This window comes from Vibrio sp. CyArs1, from assembly GCF_022432925.1.
Taxonomy (GTDB): Bacteria; Pseudomonadota; Gammaproteobacteria; order Enterobacterales; family Vibrionaceae; genus Vibrio; species Vibrio mediterranei.
Window position 1 is genome coordinate 258331 of sequence record NZ_JAKRBO010000002.1, and the last position, 15802, is coordinate 274132.

At 43.5% G+C, this 15802-nt stretch carries 19 protein-coding genes; 4 read left to right on the top strand and 15 right to left on the bottom strand.

Annotated elements, in window-relative coordinates; translation table 11 throughout:
• Positions 1-167 precede the first annotated feature (167 nt).
• Positions 168-725 (top strand): hypothetical protein, encoded by a 558-nt coding sequence (locus MMA19_RS07855; protein WP_062459678.1) that lies wholly within the window; start codon positions 168-170, stop codon positions 723-725.
• Positions 726-731: 6 nt separating this feature from the next.
• Here the strand turns inward: MMA19_RS07855 and MMA19_RS07860 are convergent, their stop codons facing one another.
• From MMA19_RS07860 to nrfB, 14 genes are all read right to left on the bottom strand, one after another.
• Positions 732-1478, bottom strand: a complete 747-nt coding sequence (locus MMA19_RS07860) for an aminoglycoside phosphotransferase family protein (protein WP_062459675.1) — start codon at positions 1476-1478, stop codon at positions 732-734.
• A 24-nt stretch (positions 1479-1502) separates the two neighbouring features.
• Positions 1503-1919, bottom strand: coding sequence for a GNAT family N-acetyltransferase (locus MMA19_RS07865; protein WP_006074206.1), 417 nt, complete (start codon positions 1917-1919; stop codon positions 1503-1505).
• Positions 1920-1990: 71 nt separating this feature from the next.
• Entirely contained in the window at positions 1991-2410 is a 420-nt protein-coding gene (locus MMA19_RS07870; protein WP_240205933.1) for a DUF1801 domain-containing protein, read from the bottom strand.
• 46 nt (positions 2411-2456) lie between these two features.
• The gene (locus MMA19_RS07875; RefSeq protein WP_006074209.1) at positions 2457-4358 is read right to left on the bottom strand and encodes an alpha/beta fold hydrolase; all 1902 of its coding nucleotides are present in this window, start codon (positions 4356-4358) and stop codon (positions 2457-2459) included.
• 127 nt (positions 4359-4485) lie between these two features.
• Positions 4486-4974 carry a GNAT family N-acetyltransferase gene (locus MMA19_RS07880; RefSeq protein WP_240205934.1) on the bottom strand — a complete coding sequence of 163 codons (489 nt, stop codon included), beginning with the start codon at positions 4972-4974 and terminating at the stop codon, positions 4486-4488.
• A 1-nt stretch (position 4975) separates the two neighbouring features.
• Positions 4976-5503, bottom strand: a complete 528-nt coding sequence (locus tag MMA19_RS07885) for a GNAT family N-acetyltransferase (RefSeq protein WP_240205935.1) — start codon at positions 5501-5503, stop codon at positions 4976-4978.
• A 6-nt stretch (positions 5504-5509) separates the two neighbouring features.
• Complete coding sequence (locus MMA19_RS07890) at positions 5510-5977, bottom strand: ASCH domain-containing protein (RefSeq protein ID WP_240205936.1); 468 nt, start codon at positions 5975-5977, stop codon at positions 5510-5512.
• Entirely contained in the window at positions 5967-6455 is a 489-nt protein-coding gene (locus tag MMA19_RS07895; RefSeq protein ID WP_240205937.1) for a GNAT family N-acetyltransferase, read from the bottom strand. Before MMA19_RS07895 ends, MMA19_RS07890 begins: the two co-directional genes overlap by 11 nt.
• Positions 6448-6867: a GNAT family N-acetyltransferase gene (locus MMA19_RS07900; RefSeq protein ID WP_062459659.1), complete on the bottom strand. Its 420-nt coding sequence runs from the start codon at positions 6865-6867 to the stop codon at positions 6448-6450. Before MMA19_RS07900 ends, MMA19_RS07895 begins: the two co-directional genes overlap by 8 nt.
• 71 nt (positions 6868-6938) lie before the next feature.
• Positions 6939-7355, bottom strand: a complete 417-nt coding sequence (locus MMA19_RS07905) for a cytochrome c-type biogenesis protein (protein ID WP_124939758.1) — start codon at positions 7353-7355, stop codon at positions 6939-6941.
• Positions 7345-9315 (bottom strand): heme lyase NrfEFG subunit NrfE, encoded by a 1971-nt coding sequence (gene nrfE / locus MMA19_RS07910; RefSeq protein WP_240205938.1) that lies wholly within the window; start codon positions 9313-9315, stop codon positions 7345-7347. The genes MMA19_RS07905 and nrfE overlap by 11 nt, the downstream gene beginning before the upstream one ends.
• A 119-nt stretch (positions 9316-9434) precedes the next feature.
• Positions 9435-10391, bottom strand: coding sequence for a cytochrome c nitrite reductase subunit NrfD (nrfD, locus tag MMA19_RS07915; protein WP_006074224.1), 957 nt, complete (start codon positions 10389-10391; stop codon positions 9435-9437).
• A 1-nt stretch (position 10392) separates the two neighbouring features.
• Positions 10393-11079, bottom strand: coding sequence for a cytochrome c nitrite reductase Fe-S protein (nrfC, locus tag MMA19_RS07920; protein WP_006074225.1), 687 nt, complete (start codon positions 11077-11079; stop codon positions 10393-10395).
• 1 nt (position 11080) lies between these two features.
• Positions 11081-11674 (bottom strand): cytochrome c nitrite reductase pentaheme subunit, encoded by a 594-nt coding sequence (gene nrfB / locus MMA19_RS07925; protein ID WP_006074227.1) that lies wholly within the window; start codon positions 11672-11674, stop codon positions 11081-11083.
• A gap of 494 nt (positions 11675-12168) precedes the next feature.
• Here nrfB and nrfA point away from each other — a divergent pair, with 494 nt between their 5' ends.
• Together nrfA and MMA19_RS07935 are read left to right on the top strand one after the other, a co-directional pair.
• On the top strand, positions 12169-13584 hold the full coding sequence (nrfA, locus tag MMA19_RS07930) for an ammonia-forming nitrite reductase cytochrome c552 subunit (RefSeq protein WP_006074229.1): 1416 nt from the start codon (positions 12169-12171) through the stop codon (positions 13582-13584).
• A gap of 117 nt (positions 13585-13701) precedes the next feature.
• Positions 13702-14133, top strand: a complete 432-nt coding sequence (locus tag MMA19_RS07935) for a hypothetical protein (RefSeq protein WP_240205939.1) — start codon at positions 13702-13704, stop codon at positions 14131-14133.
• 3 nt (positions 14134-14136) lie between these two features.
• Here the strand turns inward: MMA19_RS07935 and MMA19_RS07940 are convergent, their stop codons facing one another.
• Positions 14137-14925, bottom strand: a complete 789-nt coding sequence (locus MMA19_RS07940) for a ferredoxin--NADP reductase (protein ID WP_006074233.1) — start codon at positions 14923-14925, stop codon at positions 14137-14139.
• A gap of 187 nt (positions 14926-15112) precedes the next feature.
• On the opposite strand from MMA19_RS07940, the gene MMA19_RS07945 reads away from it, so the two are divergent.
• Complete coding sequence (locus MMA19_RS07945; protein ID WP_062459642.1) at positions 15113-15799, top strand: hypothetical protein; 687 nt, start codon at positions 15113-15115, stop codon at positions 15797-15799.
• Positions 15800-15802 lie beyond the last annotated feature (3 nt).

The window sequence follows — 15802 nt, forward strand, 5'->3', positions numbered from 1 at the left end:
TCTGACAACACGCCTATGTGATTTGAGGCCAATGCGCTTTATCCTTCTCATATTATAAAATGCCATGATTTTACCTGACGGCCATTGTTATCACCTAGTGTTCTACCCTATTATGCGTGCCACAGATTAGTTCGATTCAATTCATCACATTAAGATGAGGATGTAACATGAAGTTTCGCCGATTATTATTCCTAGCTATTATTCTCATCGCCAGTGGATGTTCATCATTGAGTGAACAGCAAAAATTAGCCGAGCGGAATGAACTCGACACTATGGCGCAAACCACTATATCGGAGTTACTAAAAAAAGAACCACACTTGCAAGCTCAAATGAATGAAGCATTAGCGTACGGTGTTGCAAACATGAAAGTGACCAAAGTCCCTGTTGTGGGTGTCGGCGGCGGCGAAGGTGTTATGGTAATAAAAGGTGCTGAGCCACATATCTACTTTACGGTTAAACGACTTGATTTCGGTGCTGGCTGGGGTGCACGTTCATACAAAGTATTGATTCTTCTAAACACACAAGAGTTGGTCGATGATTGGAAAGACGGTGAATGGAAATTTGAAATTGGAGCGGAAGCCTCTGCAGGCAGCGCCGCAGCACAAGGTTCTTCTGGTGATATGAACCCCGAGTTCACTCTGCATGTGTTGTCTGACGGCGGAGCGTCAGCAACTGTCACAGCCAGAGTTATTCGCGCTAAAGTTAACCAGTCACTTACTGACTAGACAAGCCTATCGAATGCCACGAGTAATCTCATCATAGTTGCGTAGCAGATAATCAATATCGTTGAGGTAGCTGCGCCTATGACCTTCTTCTATGCATTGCTGCATACCTTGATCCCCCTCATTGGCCTTGTCTTCCATAAAACTGGCGAGATACCTTAAACGAGACACCATCGTTTCAACCAATTTAAATCGGCTTACTGTATCTATTTCATACGCATCCAGATATGCTTTTGCCCGACGTACTTGTTGAACGATATCACCGAGTTTATCTACCGAGTTGGTTTTGAAAGGTGCCCAGCAATAGACAGAATACGATAAATCCCACAACCTTGAGCCTGGATGAACGGTATCAAAATCAAATACCCCGACGACATTATTCGCCTCTAATGCCACGTTGTAGGGTGCAAAGTCCCCATGACACATAACTTCAGATTCGGTGTCTGAGCTCAGCATCCAATCTAAACGTGCGACATCATACTGCTCAATAAATCCAACACTCGCGTCATGAAGCCGCCTTTGCAGTCTCGCCGCTGTTTCCAGTGCCTGTAGACTGGCTATTTCCTCAAGTAACGGATAGTTAAATGTTTTGCCTTTTACCAATGAAAGTGTCTCATTATCGTTATCCAGAGCGAGTACTTTAGGAACGTAATGAATGCCTTGCTGCTCTAAAAACTTAAGGAAAATATGTACAGAACGAGACCATGGACTTGCAGGCCTGATAACCGTGTCGGTCTTTACTACAATGGGGCTCATTGGTTTCACTCATTAAGGTTAAAATTAAATATCGACGTTTGCAGAGGCATTGAATGAATACATTTTGACTTCTTTTCGCACTTCCCACCCCATAGAACGATAAAACTCTTGTGCAGCCTCGTTGTCAGCTTTAACAAATAAGTGCGTTTTCTCGATACCAATTTGAGCAAAAGAGTCCGTCACTTTCTCCACCAATGTTTTACCTATTCGTTTTCCACGATGCTGGGATGCAACCGCCAAATGCTGCAGGTAGCCACGCCTCCCATCTGTTCCTGCTAAGACAGCACCCACTACTTCTCCATGTAGGATGGCCACAAAACTCATATTCGGATTTTTATCTAGATAAGCAATGATTTTGTCGCGGTTATCCGCCTCTCGAATCACCATATGATCAGTTTGCCGCCACAAAGTCATCACGTTATCGTAGTCAGCGATTTGCATCTCGCGGAAAGTTACGCTCACTTGAGTTACTCCTTTTTACTCAGGTCATTCTTTTTGTCTAGAGCCTGCTTTCAGGTACAAGGATATTTAGACTCCATTTCTGCTACTGCTTTTACAAGCAGTAACTCTAAAGCTTTCAGGTCGATTTTTGATAGGTTATTTATGTAAAGACATGACTTTGCCGTTCTGAACTGGCCAAGTTTCTCCAGTTCGGATTGGAGATTGTCAAAGCCTTGCGTGATATAAAGGGTCAGGTTCTGTTTCCGTGGCGAAAAGCCCGTCATCATCCAAGAATACGTTCCTCGAGTGTTAGTGTAACGGTATTCGCCAAAGCCGATAATGCTTTCTCCCCACATAACAGGTTGCCGCCCAGTCACTTTGGTAAACATTGTGAGCAAAGTCTCAGCATCTCTCCTTCTTTGCTCATTCTTAACTGATTCAATAAAAGCACTGGGGTCTTTTGTTGTAGGACGAGTTTTTAGCGTGGTCATCGTTATTCCTTATCAGATGGTCCCGCGAGTTCTCACATTACGCGAACTACATGAATTTATGCTTGTGGTCATAAAAATTCATAATGTGTTTCAATGCCCAATCTCGATAGCGGTCCGCTTCAATGAGCACATCGTGTCTTGCGTGAGGTATGGTCAATAGTCGAGAGCTCGTACACTTTTCATTAAACGAATCTTGTGCCGATAGGGAAACGACATTGTCACCTTCTGGTTGAATAATTAAGATTGGCGTTTTGATGTTTTTCGCTTGGGAAATACATGTTTTACCCGCAGCCATCGCTTCCGTAATCCACTTGGGGCTCACTCCACCAAGTCTTAGTTTGGGGTGATTATTCAATAGGTCACTGTATGCTTTAAAACGCGTTGGACTACTTGTATGATCATTTCCTTCAAACGTTTTGGTTACAAACGCAGTTTGCTTGGGTGCAAAGTGCGGCGTTTTCTGCAGCTGACTGATCATCTTAATCGTTGCGGTTTGTATGCCACCTACCACCTTAGGTAGCTTGATTCCAAACATTGGACTCGTCAACGCACACGCTTTAATCGTGTCAGGGTATTTTGCAATAAATTGCGTCGCAATCGCTCCGCCCATTGAGTGCGCCAACATCATCACTTCATCGCTGTCTTTGTTGCGAACCACATTCTCGACAAACTGCGCTAAATCATCCACATAATGGACAAACTGATCAATATGACCCAACTCGCTATTTTCAACCAATCGTTCTGACTCACCTTGCCCTCGATGATCAAAAGAGTAAACACTAAAATGCTGGCTGAGTTCATACATTAACTCTTTATATTTCCAACACGACTCATTGCGGCCTTGTACTAAAACCAACGCTCGATTCAGGTTTTGTGGGTTGACATTGACCCAAGCAATATCGCAATCCATCGCGCCTTTAAAATGACCGCGAGTTCGATTCTCCCAAACCTCATCGATTTTTTGGTGATAAGCATCATCATTGGCAAATTCTGATGTCACGATTTTATGCCGTTTATATGGTGTATAGGGAATATCGAGTTTTCTGCCAACACTTTCCACAAATAAGCGCCCTAAGCGCACACCATGCATATAATCCGCATCAAGTTGTTTTTTAGTACTGCCAATAACTGAAGACTTAAGATTTATTGCCGGCGAGATTTCGTAAATGTTAACGTCATCAGGTGGTGATGCGAGAAAACGCTGTGTTTTGCGATAGCTTTCCTCATGCTTGATAAGAATTGCTGATAGTTCACTCATCGTTTTAGTTGGCGCTCGTTTTAAAATCGCTTCCAACAGCGGATGATGGTCGTCAAAATCGATAGGCATAGTACGAACGACCACAATATGTTTGTAGCCTCGACGATAAGCCTCCTCTACCGGGATTGGAGCTGAAACACCACCATCCAGCCACCGTGCATCATCAAACACAACGGGGTTTTTATGCAATGCGGGAATAGCACATGACGCCCTTAGCACATTTTTCCAGTTATCAACCGTGACATCAAAGCACTCTGAGGTCAGCTTTTGAGCATGAGTGGCGACCGCTATAACCTGTTTAGTCTTCAACAGGTCCGAGCCCTTATCCCAATTCAGTGGAATATTGACTTCTGCACTATCGACCAAAAAGTCTAAATCCAACCCCTCGCCGCTTAAGAGGTATTTAGTGAGCTTGAAAAACTCGGGATGGCGAGTTGCTTCTGCTATGACTTTATAGGCATGACCTTGGTGTCCACAGATATAGGAAGCGAGATTCAACGAACCAGCGGACGTACCAATAAGCAAATCAAATGGATTGAAGTCGGCACGTAAAAAAGCATCAAGGACACCTGCGGTAAAGATTCCTCGTTGCCCTCCACCTTCGGTCACCAAGGCTATTTTATCTACATGTTGTTGGCGCAACATAAAGTTGTCGTGATGTTTGCTGCTTATGATGTATCGCTTGCCCATGATGATTCCAAAATCTATTAAACGCTAAAATCACTCAGTTCAGAATGTGTTGCCTAAAAAAAGTGCGAACTAAGGATAATATGGGGACAGTACCAAAATAAATTCAAGAAAATTTATAGGGCGTTAATCAATCTAAAACCTTTTGCCAATAGCCCACATCCAACCACTGCTCAAACTTAAATCCGATTTGCTTAAAGTGACCGACCTGCTGCATTCCCATCTTGTCATGAAACTTTACGCTGGCGTCATTTGGTAAGGTGATAACGCTCATAATATTCTTAACACCACGTGTCTGTAAGTCATTAAACAGTGCATCGTATAATCTGGAACCTACACTTTTTATTGGTGTTTCATGGTCAACATACACAGAGGACTCAACTGTAAATCGGTAAGCACTGCGTGCATTCCATCTTTTTGCATAACAATAGCCAACCACTTGTCCTTGATGCTCATACACCAACCAAGGTAGAGCGGAATCAACAACAACGCGAATACGCTCAGCCATGTCTGCATCGGTTACAGGGTGTTCCTCAAACGTACATGTCGAATGAGCAATATAGTGATTGTAGATCCTAGCAATAGCTATACTGTCTGTCTCTTGAACATTTCTTATCACTTTACTCTCCTCTCTTCGTCACATTGCGCTGATAAATAATATCGTCGTACGTTTTTCCTCCGATAACATACGCCTCTTTCTCTATCGCTTTAATGTGGAATCCACATTTCTCTAGCACTCGTTCGGAGCCATGATTACCTTGAGTTACGACAGCATTAAACTTTGAGACGTCGAGTTGCGATATTCCCCAATCTAGAATGCATTTTAGCGACTCTGTAGCAATACCCATCCCTTGATATTCGGTGAGCATGAGGTAACCGACTTCTGCAACGCGATTTGATACCTTGAACCCTGTAACACCGACTTTAGCTTGATTACTTTTTAACACAATTGTCATGCATAACCACTGATCTCTACCTGGTTGCCAAAACGGTAGTCGCTCTTCGAATCGTTGTTTAATTTCGTCCATCGAAGGGGCATCAAAACACAAGCGGATAATCTCTGGATCTTGGTGTAATAGCCGGAAAAGCTCGAAGTCACTACGACCAATTTGTCTCAGCTGCAATCGAGGTGTCTCTAGAGTAAGCATGGTTAATTACCTCGGAAACACTTTTTCAAAACGCTCAAGCACCAAGTCATCATACTCACTAAATGTGATGTTCAGTTCGTTCGCGTACCATTCAAAGAAACGTAGATGCGCTTGCTTCCACCATTGATAGGTCCTGTCTCCTTCGCCTTCCGCATAAGCAAACGCTTCAGATACCTGATTAAACGGACAAACCTCAACCGATGTCAATTTGATGATACATATAGGATTTTGGTCCCAGTCCAAAACAACAGACAACCGCCCAACTTGAGGCAATGGTTCTTGCTCAATCTCATACCCCGCTTTTAGGCTACATGAAGCGGTTTTAATACCTTCATTAATTAGCTTCGCGCATTGGTTGGCATTGTATTCATCGCCACAAAAATGCTCGGCAATCACATCTTTTATGCTTGCTCGCTCTGAGGTAGTTAACTTTTCTAAGTACTGGTTTAGAAATGTTTGCTGTTTAGGCGTCACTGCTTAACTCCTTTGCCATGACGATGACTTCAACACCCTTATTATTGAGTTGATGCCGTTTCTCCCACCCTAGTTTGGCGTAGAGCCCACCTGTCAGGTTCTCTGTTTGAAGGTAGAGTGTCTCGATACCGAGCTGTTTGGCTTCTGCTATCATTTGCTTCACTAACTGCGAGGCTACCCCTGACGCTCGACGCGATGGATGCACATAAACGCCACCCAACCAAAACTCGTAATTATCGAAACTTGGAATTTCATTTAGTCTCAAGTGTGCGGTCGCAACCAATTCACCATCTTGCACACCGACGACACTAACAGGGATGCCGCCATTCTCGAGTAAATCATCAAGCTTGGTCGTATAGCTTTCAAGTGAATTGTTAGGATCTCTTTTCCCCCACTGATGATAATACCAATCAACAATGGTAGCCTTAAACTCAGGGTGTTCAGAGATAGTGTCGAACGTGACAGCAGATTTAGTCATATATCGCAGGATTCCATTTTTGCATTAAGATTTGTGGGTTACTAACCTCTTGATAACCAAACTGTCGATACAATCCATGAGCGTCGCTTGTCGCGAGCATGATACGTCTTAACCCTTGCAGCTCTGGGTGTTCGTCAATGGCTTTAATGAGTTGCTTACCCACCCCCTCTCCTTTTGCTTTTTCAACTACAAATACATCACTTAAATAAGCAAACGTCGCTCTATCAGTTATCATTCGAGCGAAGCCAACTTGCTCGTTAGAGGCGGTATACACACCAAAACAAAGAGAATGTTCGATGGATTTTTCGACCACGTCGAGAGGAATGCCTTTAGCCCAATAGCTGTTAGCTAACTCTCTATGGATAAGAGGAATATCTAATAAACGTTTGTCCGAGGAAATGAAATATGACATGTACAACCGTCCCTACTTGTACCAATAGGGTTAAAGGAATATACAATTACCGTTGAAAGATCAACTAGATATTATTGAGACTTTCGTTTTACATTAACAAAGATAACCACGACAAGCCCCAGTGCAAACACGATAGGCGCTCCCCATAGCAACGCATTGTGACGACTCATGGATGGTCGATAAAGAACATGTTCACCGTAACGAGCAACCATAAAGTCCTTCACTTCTTGGTTTGTTTTCCCTTGTTTGATTAATTCGAACACTTTTAGACGAATGTCTTTCGCGACCGGAGAATTTGACTCAATTAAGTTCTGATTTTGACACATCGGGCAACGTAGTGTTTTAGCCAGTTCTATCGCTTGTTTTTGCTGCTTGGGTGAATCAAATTCAAACAGTTCCACGAATTGGCTCTCCGAGCTATGAACAACTGGCGCTAGGATTGAACATAATAAGAGGAAGCCAGTGATTACGATATTCCTAAACAACATTAGTGTCTCCTACACTATTTTCACATTGCACACGCTTAATAGAGAATAACTGAGACAAGAGCATCCAAACTCCAGATAAACAAACCAAAAACGCTCCAAACCATATCCATCGCACAAAAGCTTTATACTGGATGCGAACCGCGTAGTGCTCAGCATCCACTTTATCACCCAATGATATGTATATATCGCCATCCCATTTTGGCGTCATAGAAGGCTCTGTCATGTTCATCACGCGTACGGGATAGTGCCTCTTCTCAGGATAAGCACGTTGTATTTTTGAAGGATTCGATAGTGGAGTAATTTCAATCTCAGCTTGTTCTGAACTGAACGAGCGAGCAACATAGAGGTGGGTATCAAGATAGCGCACGTTAAAATCACCAAACTCTACACTAGAACCCGGTCCTAGCTTTCTTGTCATTTCATACGAATACTCAGCATTCATCGCAGAGCCAAATGCGGCCACCGCAATTCCAACATGTGCCAATATTACTGCATACAGGCCACGATTCATCTTATGACTGTGCAATAGCCGCAGATGAGACAGCATCACCCACACACTGCCCCAGACCGTCATAAATGCCCAAAACGACCACTCTGCACCAACATGTGCGTTATGTTGTGAGTAATACAATACGACGGCAAATGCGGCGATTAAACTGGCAAAAAACAAGACCGCCATGAGTGGGGTAAGCACTCGTTTCTCATCAGATTTCCACCGACAAAACGGTACAAAACCCATGACAAATAAAGCAAAAATTGAGAGTGGACCAAACAACAAATTGAAATACGGCGCACCCACAGAAATATTGCCTAAGCCCAAAAGCTCATACACCATAGGATAAAACGTACCAAATACCACAACCATAGTCGCCAACGTAAAAAGGTTCGCAGCAATAAGTATCAGAAAAGGTTTGGTTCGAATGTCAGTGATAGCCTTAGAATGAAGGCTATCCGAACGTAATATCAAAGAAACAAAAGCCAGAACAAAGATGATGGTTAAGATCGCCAACAAACTGAAACCTTTGGTTGGGTCGACCGCAAATGCATGAACAGAAGTCAATACGCCTGAGCGAACAATAAAGGTGCCTAGGATACTCAAGCAGAACGTAATGAATGCAAGAGAATAGGTCCAGAACACCAACTGACGGTGTTTAGCAAGCATCATAGTGTGTATTAGCGCGCAACTGGTTAACCAAGGTAGCAATGAGGCATTCTCCACAGGATCCCAGAACCACCAGCCTCCCCAACCGAGTTCGTAATACGCCCACCAAGAGCCGACAGCGATACCCGCAGTCAAAAATAGCCACGCAACCACGGCGCACACTCTTGCGCTTACCACCCATTGGGTTGAACTGGCCGAAGTTCCCAAAGACGAAGTAAACAGTGAACCCAAGGCTAGCGCTAATACCGATGCAAACCCGACATAGCCGACGTACAACAATGGCGGGTGAATGATAAGACCAATGTCTTGAAGCATGGGGTTTAAGTCTCTGCCTTGAGTTGGTATTACGGCATTTAATTCAAATGGATTAGACGCAAGCAATGTAAACCAAGCAAATATGGCGACGATAAGCTGCATTAACCACATAGCATGTCGCCTGACAGAGTCTTGAACGAAAGAAAGAGCCGCACCCCAAAGTGACAGCGTCACCACCCAGAATAGCATCGATCCCTGATGGCCACCCCAGGTAGCAGCAATCTTGTAACCAAGATGAAGTTGACTGTTTGAATTGTCTGAAACGTATTTTATTGAGTAATCATCAACAGCGAAGGCGACAGCAAGTACCACGATAGCAGCAACCGCAAATAGCATGCTTAGTAATGTCAGTAACTGCACTACTTTATCTAGGTGCAGTCTGTGTTGCAGCGGCAGTCGATAGGAGACGACTCCGCTCATGCTCGCTAAACTACTCGTGACAGCAACGACTATCAAAGTGAATAATCCAATGTACCCGATCATGTAACCTCTATGTTGTTGCCAAGAGTGAAAACGACTCTGTTACTCTTCTAAAACACACTCGATATAGATTTGTGCAGAGAGTGCTTTAGAAGATCCCCGCTTTCACGGGGATAGTATATTTAGACTACCGTCATTTGGCCTGCATAAAGCACAAACGTACGTAGCATCAAAACACCGATTAAGCTAAGGCTTGTGACGACTAGGATAAAGCCGTGGTTATGCTTTGCCTTTTCAGAACTAAAGAAGTTCATTGCCAAAGGTAACAACATACCCATACCGATAACGCCATACCAGAACCAGTTAGACCAGAATCCACCGCCGATAGCATTCCAAGCGGCCGCTTCGTTTTGACCACCACTAAAGATAAGACCGGTAAAGAAGGTAACGATGACAAACAGTTCGAACAAAACGACAGGACGTTCAAAGCTGTGTACCCATTTGACACTTGGGCTATGCGCATCTTCTTTAAACACCAAAATCCCAAACAATAGACTTGCAGCGGCACCCGACGACAGACTTGAGAACAAGAACAAAATCGGAAGCACGGGGTTGTTAAGCATTGGATAGGTTTTCAGTGCCGATAATAAGAAGCCAGTATAAGCCGCTAATACGATAGCTAAGAAACCTAAAAACAACTCCAAACCATTCTCAATTTTCTCGAACTTAATCAGAATGTTCTCTACAAAATCGAACTTGCTTCCCAACACATCCATAATTGGCTTTCTGAAAATCATGCCAATCCACACAAACAAGACAACCATGTAGACTTGGAATAAGATCACCCCCATCGACATCACTGACGTTGGGTTGAAGTAAATCATAATTTTCCAAAACTCGAGTGGCTTGGTTAAGTGGAATACCAAGATCAACAGACCAACAATAATGCCAAATGGCGCCAACCAGGCCATAGCCTTCAGGATGCCATTTTGCGCTGGATCGCCTTCTATGACTTTTCGCTTAAGATAAATCGCTATCAGTGCAGAACCCGCGGACATACCAGCCAAAAATAGATAGATCGCAATAATCCAATCCCACACAAGAGAGTCGAAATGAAAGGCAGTTTCCCAAGTACTCATACTATACCTCCCCCTTATGGAACGGAACTTTGAACAGTTTAGGCTTAGTCCCTAATTGTTCTTTATCACGGTATATCACCTTGATACTCTTCATCTTATTAATATCGCTGTTTGGATCATTCAAATCACCAAACACCAAAGCGTTAGTTGGACAACTTTCCACACACGCCGGTAACTTGCCTTCGGCTAAATTGGTGTCACGACAGAAGTTACATTTATCTGCAGAGCGAGTTTCCGGATTGAAGAAGCGCACTTGGTAAGGACATGCTGCTAAGCAATAACCACAACCTACGCATTTTTCATTGTGTACATCGATGATGCCTGTTTCTTCATCTTTATAAGCTGCACCTGTTGGGCACACATAAACACAAGGAGGGTTTTCACAATGTTGGCAGGAATCACGAGTAAATCGATACTCCACATCTGGAAACTCACCAATAGGCTCTGAGCGGTGAATTTCCAAGCGGGAAACACCTTCCGGTACTTTGTTGACTTCACGACAAGCGTCTGTACAAGCGGTACAACCAATACAGGCATTTTCATCATGCAACATGCCATAGCGCACCGCTTTTTTGGTGTCATCACTCGCTACCGACTGTCGAGAAGTTAACACTGAAGTTGTTGCCACCCCCGTGGTAAAGATGACAGCGCCTGTGCCAGCGAGAAAATTTCGTCTTGAACAACTCATATTACTTGCCCTCCTCTTCACGTTTTTCGTTGAAGTCTTTGTGGCAATCGACACACATCTTAATAGTTGCTTTGTGGTCGTAAGAAAGTACTTTCGCTTTCTCGGCATGCACTGAGTGGCAATTGGTGCAGGTTAGGTTTTTCGCATGCACATCATGAGTCCAGCTATCTTCGCGCAAATATTGCGGCTGATGACATTCGGTGCATCGGCTGTTTGCTTTGAGGATAGCTTCAGGGTCTAACCATGTTTTATCGGAACCCGGCTGAGACTGCGCAGGATGATATTTAATGACCGTAGAACCACCGTCACGGTGATCTGGACCGATATTACTGTGGCATTGAGTACAATTAACTTCGCTGCCAATGATTTCGATTGCGTCCTCTCCGTGAGAGCCAGCAAGTGTCTGTTTAGAGTCTTTGTGACACTGAACGCATTTATAGTCCTTGTCACGAATCAACTCCACCTTATGCCGTTGAGATACCCCTTCTTTTTCGAGGGCTGCTTCATCAGCTAAGGCATTGAGTGAATAACCATAGAGAGTAAATGCTAGGAGGGCCTGAAGCATTATCACCATGGTCAATTTAACATTGCCCATTGTATCCTTTCCTTAAACCCAATATTGAAGGTAAAACCTACAAAGTCAGATTAATAATTAATAACTTTCCTCTAGTAATTACTTGAATTAAGTCATTACCAACGAAATGTAATCAATTCTTATTTAGGATGAGCCACAACGCTTCACATGACGATCATAGTTTCCGATGTGTTATTTGCCTATCACTTTAGAGGTAATTAGTGAGCAATATCACTAATGTTTGTGTGTGAATTTTTACATAACTTCCATTTAAAAATGATAATTAATATCATCACAAATAAAGCCAACTACCCCTTTAGGGTTAGTTGAAAATAGATGTGAACTCAATCACTTAGATAAATTGATCTAAAACAGTAAACGCCCCGACATGTAATTAAGTATTAATGAATATGAGCTAATATTAACAGGTCTTAATAAGATAAGACGTCTCCAAATCTTATTTAGGGAAATAGCCCCACAACGCATTTCAAAAATTAGAATATGGAGATAACACTGTGAAAAAGCACTGGATTCTAAGTTCCGTTGCTGCAATAGCTCTATTAGGCGCCGCGAGTGTGCCAGCTTATGCAGCATCAGAAGAAGGGTTGATTGACCCTCGAAATCAAGCCTACGAAAAAGATCATCCCGATCAATATAAAACGTGGAAAGAAACAAGTGAAAGTGAAGAAATAGAAGATGCGTTAGCGCATGACCCTAATATGGTCATCCTATGGGCAGGCTATGGCTTTGCTAAAGACTATAATAAGGCGCGCGGTCACTTTTATGCGTTAGACGACGTAAGACAAACACTGAGAACAGGCGGTCCAACAGATCCTAAATCAGGCCCTATGCCGATGGCATGTTGGAGCTGTAAAAGCCCAGATGTTGGCCGTGTGATCGATGAACGTGGCGAAGATGGCTATTTTGAAGGCAAATGGGCAAGACTAGGTGCAGAAATCTCTAACCCTATAGGCTGTGCTGACTGTCACGATACTCGCAGTGACGCGTTTAAAAACGGTGAGCCTGCATTGGCAATCGCAAAGCCGTATGTAGAACGTGCATTCGAAGCTATTGGCAAGAAGTTTGACGAACAATCTCGCTTAGACCAGCAAGCATCTGTCTGTGCTCAGTGCCACGTAGAGTACTACTTCACTGGCCCAACGAAAGCGGTTAAGTTCCCGTGGGATATGGGAACAACTGTTGGTGAAATGGAAGAGTACTACGATGCATTGAACTTCAAAGATTGGCAACATGCAGTTTCTAAAGCGCCAATGTTAAAAGCTCAACACCCAGGATACGAAACTTGGCGTGATGGTATCCACGGTAAGAACGGTGTAGTTTGTGTTGACTGTCATATGCCTAAAGTGACCAAAGAAGACGGTACGGTCTTTACTGATCACAAAGTTGGTAACCCATTTGATCGCTTCGAAGATACTTGTGCTAATTGTCACACTCAAACGAAAGAGCAATTACAAGGCATCGTTTCAACGCGCAAAGCTCAAGTTCTTAATATGAAGCTTACCGCTGAAAAACAAATCGTTGCCGCTCACTTTGAAGCTGGTGCTGCATGGGATGCAGGTGCGACAGAAGAAGAGATGAAACCTATCTTGATGGATATTCGTCATGCACAATGGCGCTGGGACTATGCCATCGCTTCTCATGGTGTGCATATGCACGCTCCAGAAGTGGCACTTGAGGTGCTTGGTACATCAGTAGACAAAGCAGCAGATGCACGTGCGAAACTTATCCGACTGCTTGCTAAGAAAGGCATCACTGATCCGGTAGAAATCCCTGATATCTCAACTAAAGAGAAAGCTCAAGCAGCATTAGGTATGGATATGGATAAGATGAACGCTGAGAAACAACACTTCTTAGAAACCGTCGTACCTGAGTGGGACAAAGAAGCAGAAGCAAGAGAAGCGAAGTACTAATATTTCACTAATATGATTCTGTGATCTATTCGATTATTAGTTAAAGCCCCAACCACTTAGTTGGGGCTTTTTGCTACCATTAAGTCTATGACTATCAGACACCTAAATTGGCGCTCTATGAAAAAGCATCTCGCACTTGTTCTCTGCGCAGTAAGCTCTCCCCTACTTGCAGGCACTTACAACAGCGTTTCTGTCGGCACAACTAGTGACGGTGGTTTTGGCGTAGGTCTTTATCACGATCGTAATTTAAGCTTCGGCTTTTACAGCAACTTGGCTGGTGGAACGGGCCCTAACAATGATGATTTCGCTCTTAATGTGGGTCTAGTAAAATCTTTGAGTGAGAATTTTGTCGGTTATGTTGGTGCCGGAATTGCCAACCGAAGCGAAGAGCAGTTCAATGGTTCTCCAATCAAAACTTATGACTCATCACTCCGTTTTAATGGCAATATTGGATTGTTGTTTAAAACTGGCGTCACCGGTTTCACCGCTGATGTAGGTTATAACACCGGTCTTGAGGCTGCTTACTTTGGTGTAGGCTACACCTATTAGCGGCTACCAGTAATTTTCACTCGCAAAATTACCCGGCTTACGACGCAGATGTTTAGTAAGTCCTAGCTCTAGCAGTGTCTCACTTGTATCTTTGACCATTGCAGGGTTTCCACAAATATATACAAAGCTGTCTGGCGCGCTCAGCGCTAATCCCACCTGTTTCTGAACCTCCCTATTAAGTAGTAACTCGGGAATTCGACCTCTAAGACTAGTGGGATGCGCTTCTCTTGACACCACAGAAACGAAATGAAACTTGTCGCCCAACGCGTTTTTCGCGCATTCGATAGAGTCTGAGTATACTAATTCACTTTGGGTTCGGACGGCGTGGACAAGAACGATGCTATCAAAGCGTTTGGCAATCGAGTCATCTTCTAAAATAGAGAGAAAGGGACCAATCGCCGTACCGGTAGAGAGCATCCAAAGCGCTTTGGCATAATCCGGTATTTCTTCTAGAGTCATAAAACCCGAAGGCTGTTTACCGACAAACAGTTTGTCTCCCACCTCTAGGTCGTTTAATTTCGGCGACAGTTGACCGTTGTCATCGGCAATGATGAGAAACTCCAGATGATCTTTGCCATAAGGATGTTTCGGGTGATTCACCATAGAATAAGCTCGACGAACCCATTCGCCGTCTGAGTTCAGTAAACCCAATTTAGTAAACTGACCAGCGACATAAGTCTCTATCGATGCTGCCACTTCAAGGCTGAAGAGCTTTTCTGTCCACTGCTTCTTAGCGAGTACACGTCCTTCAACCAAACCGTTAGGAACCAACACATTATCTATGTTCGCCATACTTTACCTCCGATGAAGAAAACATAAGCTTCTGTTCATCATAGAGCTAAATCCGACAAAATTTAAACTACAGTTTATGAGGAAATTAGGACTTTCGAACCATTTCATCATAGATTTAAATAACAGATGAAAGAAATTCTCAACTTTCCGGTCTAACTATATTGTGTGTCGTAAAAAGGATGTGTTAGTGACCATGAAACCTTGTTTTCCAGCTGTGCCACTAGATGTGCCTAGCGAAAGTCCAGTTCGCTACTGGTTGCACGAATACCAACATCGACTACTTGAATTTACCGACATGGAACGCAAGGCACTTTCACGCCTTTTGCCATTGCTAGTATGTGGTGAACAATCTTCTCAATGGGTGTTTTACAACGAATCAGTGAGGCAAAAAGAAAGTCCCTTAGCAATTGCCGCCAACGATTTTGAGCGTATCGTTGCCGATGAGAAATACCATGAAGAGGCTCTAGAGTGGGTTCGTCATCAAATTGAAGAACCTGCAGATATACTTGCAATAAAAAGACGCAGCCAGCGCTTCTTTGCCTCATTGGGAGCAAGAAAAACATTCGAAGAGCACTTTGCTCAAATCGCTTGTTTGGATGCCCTAGTGTGTAAGTTGATGCTGTTTATTGAGAAAGGCTCTTTGGGACCACATCATCCTTTTACTCTCCTTTGCCGCGCCATCAAACAGGATGAGGCCAGGCATGTCTCTGTATCGAAGCTTCACGCCATAGAACTTGGATACGATAAATCTCGATGGCGTGAGCTGAACATCAACATCTCAGACAAGCTATATGAGCTACTCAATACCGAACGTGACGCGTTTGAAGTACTTGGAGTAAATCTAGACATGATTTTCGAGACTAAAGAGGGATAATTT

Coding starts and splice junctions, on each gene's coding strand:
- MMA19_RS07870 (WP_240205933.1), bottom strand. CDS start 2,410: ATGACCACGCTAAAAACTCGTCCTACAACAAAAGACCCCAGTGCTTTT.
- MMA19_RS07855 (WP_062459678.1), top strand. CDS start 168: ATGAAGTTTCGCCGATTATTATTCCTAGCTATTATTCTCATCGCCAGT.
- MMA19_RS07905 (WP_124939758.1), bottom strand. CDS start 7,355: ATGTTGTTTAGGAATATCGTAATCACTGGCTTCCTCTTATTATGTTCA.
- nrfE (WP_240205938.1), bottom strand. CDS start 9,315: ATGATCGGGTACATTGGATTATTCACTTTGATAGTCGTTGCTGTCACG.
- MMA19_RS07860 (WP_062459675.1), bottom strand. CDS start 1,478: ATGAGCCCCATTGTAGTAAAGACCGACACGGTTATCAGGCCTGCAAGT.
- MMA19_RS07900 (WP_062459659.1), bottom strand. CDS start 6,867: ATGTCATATTTCATTTCCTCGGACAAACGTTTATTAGATATTCCTCTT.
- nrfD (WP_006074224.1), bottom strand. CDS start 10,391: ATGAGTACTTGGGAAACTGCCTTTCATTTCGACTCTCTTGTGTGGGAT.
- MMA19_RS07865 (WP_006074206.1), bottom strand. CDS start 1,919: ATGCAAATCGCTGACTACGATAACGTGATGACTTTGTGGCGGCAAACT.
- MMA19_RS07875 (WP_006074209.1), bottom strand. CDS start 4,358: ATGGGCAAGCGATACATCATAAGCAGCAAACATCACGACAACTTTATG.
- MMA19_RS07895 (WP_240205937.1), bottom strand. CDS start 6,455: ATGACTAAATCTGCTGTCACGTTCGACACTATCTCTGAACACCCTGAG.
- MMA19_RS07885 (WP_240205935.1), bottom strand. CDS start 5,503: ATGCTTACTCTAGAGACACCTCGATTGCAGCTGAGACAAATTGGTCGT.
- nrfB (WP_006074227.1), bottom strand. CDS start 11,674: ATGGGCAATGTTAAATTGACCATGGTGATAATGCTTCAGGCCCTCCTA.
- MMA19_RS07940 (WP_006074233.1), bottom strand. CDS start 14,925: ATGGCGAACATAGATAATGTGTTGGTTCCTAACGGTTTGGTTGAAGGA.
- MMA19_RS07935 (WP_240205939.1), top strand. CDS start 13,702: ATGAAAAAGCATCTCGCACTTGTTCTCTGCGCAGTAAGCTCTCCCCTA.
- nrfC (WP_006074225.1), bottom strand. CDS start 11,079: ATGAGTTGTTCAAGACGAAATTTTCTCGCTGGCACAGGCGCTGTCATC.